The organism is Nocardia sp. JMUB6875, from assembly GCF_041154655.1.
Lineage (GTDB): Bacteria > Actinomycetota > Actinomycetes > Mycobacteriales > Mycobacteriaceae > Nocardia.
In genome coordinates this window covers 1-2,024 of the sequence record NZ_BAAFGR010000373.1, presented here as the reverse complement: position 1 = coordinate 2,024, position 2,024 = coordinate 1, and the positions used below count along the sequence as shown (strand labels likewise).

Below are 2,024 nucleotides of genomic sequence, written 5' to 3'. Positions count from 1 at the left end.
GGCTTGGGCTTGGGTTTGGTCGCGGGGACCTTCTCCCGCTCGGCGGTGCCTTGGCTGAAGCTGAATCCGCTCGAGGCCTGGTAGCCGCCGGACCGGTCGGTCACTTCCTTGGTCTCGGTGACCTCCGGGGTCAGCGAGATACGGCGGCGCTTGTTCAGGGCATAACCGGCGACCAGCGCCACGAGCAGCACCGCGGCGATGGCCGCGATGAGAATCCAAACTTCAGCAGTCGTCACGCCCCCATCCTTTCAGAGACGGTTGTATTGCCGGTTTCACACACCTTCGGACGCGTCGGAGGGCAGTGTCGTCTATCACACAGCTATGCCGTGCGAACCGTCGACACGCCGGGGTGGGGTCTGGAAATCCCAACAACTACCGACCGGTCTGCTCGACTACGTGCCACAGTGCGGAAGGAGCGGCGAATGCGACACCGAGACAATAGGATCGGCGACGTGACCGATCGAAATGTGCTTGGGGGACCGCTGGAGGAGTGTGGCACCGATCCTCTCACCGGCTTCTACCGGGACGGATGCTGCAGCACCGGCCCCGAGGATTTGGGCAGCCACACCGTCTGCACGGTGGTGACCGCGGAGTTCCTGGAGCACCAGAAGTCGATCGGCAACGACCTCGTCACCCCGCGGCCGGAGAACAACTTCCCCGGCCTGCAGCCGGGCGACAGATGGTGCGTGGTGGCGGTCAGATGGCTGCACGCCCACGAGGACGGGGTGGCCGCACCGGTGGTGCTGGCCGCCACGCACGAGAACGCCCTCGAGGTCGTTCCGATGGACACCCTCCGCAAATACGCCGTCGACGTTCCCGACGATGTGAGCGACCTGCTCTGATACGCGGTCGATCAGGATCCGGTGACGCTCACGGCGTTGGGTGCGCCGCCGTCGTCGCCCTTGCGCAGTAATGCCTCGGTGGCGCTGCGCAATTCGACGCGGGCCGCGAACAACTGCGGGTCGGAGAAGGCCAGCCGGTCGGCGCCGGCCTGCAGCGGGACGTGCAGCACCTGCAGGGTGATCGCGGCGGCGATGGCGCCGAAGAACAGGGCGATCAGGGCGGGCCGCTCCCCCGCCAGGGTGAGCGCCAGCGCGGCCTGGCCGCCGAAGACCGCCGCGGCGGCCGCCGAGACCACGAAGGAGTGGATCATGGCGGCGCGCACGGTTTCTCCCGCGTCGAAGGCGTCCACCACCGCGATGCCGAGCCCGAGCACGACCAGGTCGGCGGCCAGCACCGAGAGCATGGCGGTGCTGGGAAGCACGTTGAGCCCCAACAGGATCAGTGCCGCGCTGAGGCCGAGCAGCAGCGCGCCGACGGTGAGCAGCCCGGCCGCCGAGCGCCGCGAGTCCTCGATCCAATCGGCCTGCTGCCCGAGCATGCCCAGCATGGTGCCGAGCAGCGCCAGCAGCGTGATCGCGCCCAAAACATAACCGGCGGGCAGGAATCCGCCCGCCGCGGGCATGGCCAGCAGCGCGCACACCGGCAGCAATCCGACCCGCCACACCCGGTCCACGCGCTCGACCGCGCGAGTCGGCAACAGCCGCACGAAGACTCCGCTGAAGGCGAGTACCGGCGCGCACACCAGCACGATGCGCACCCCGTCGAACCAGGGGCTTCCCCCGGCCAGCCGATCGATCACCACGGTCGCGGCGTACACCAATAGCCCACCGGCCGCCCTGCGTAACAACGGCTTTCGCGGATCCCGCGCCAGCAGATACAAACCGAGCCACCATGCGACACCGAACGCCGCGGCCGACACCCAAACCACGCAGGGAGCGTACTTCCCCACTCCCCGTTTGCGGGTCGTTACAAACCCCTCAAATATCCCTATCTACCAGCATTTTTCGCCCTCTGCCCCGGCTCGTCACACCTTCGCACCGGTTCGGACACACCCAGGTCACGAAGAGCCCCAACGGGTTTCACATCTCCTCCGATTCGAGCCCCGATCAACGGTACGGGTAGGGGTGGGATGGTGGCTGGTCCGGGTTGGTATGGGGTCGGATTAGGGTGCGGTTAGGGGG

General features: G+C 67.5%; 2 protein-coding genes and 1 pseudogene. 1 reads left to right on the top strand and 2 read right to left on the bottom strand.

Going from position 1 to position 2,024, the window contains the following annotated elements; genetic code table 11:
• Positions 1–236, bottom strand: a pseudogene (locus ACAM49_RS39970) (signal recognition particle-docking protein FtsY); the annotation flags it as partial.
• A 216-nt stretch (positions 237–452) separates the two neighbouring features.
• On the opposite strand from ACAM49_RS39970, the gene ACAM49_RS39965 reads away from it, so the two are divergent.
• Positions 453–842, top strand: a complete 390-nt coding sequence (locus ACAM49_RS39965) for a DUF2237 family protein (protein ID WP_033086087.1) — start codon at positions 453–455, stop codon at positions 840–842.
• Positions 843–853: 11 nt separating this feature from the next.
• Here the strand turns inward: ACAM49_RS39965 and ACAM49_RS39960 are convergent, their stop codons facing one another.
• On the bottom strand, positions 854–1,771 hold the full coding sequence (locus tag ACAM49_RS39960) for a hypothetical protein (protein WP_369640704.1): 918 nt from the start codon (positions 1,769–1,771) through the stop codon (positions 854–856).
• Between the last annotated feature and the right edge of the window lie 253 nt (positions 1,772–2,024).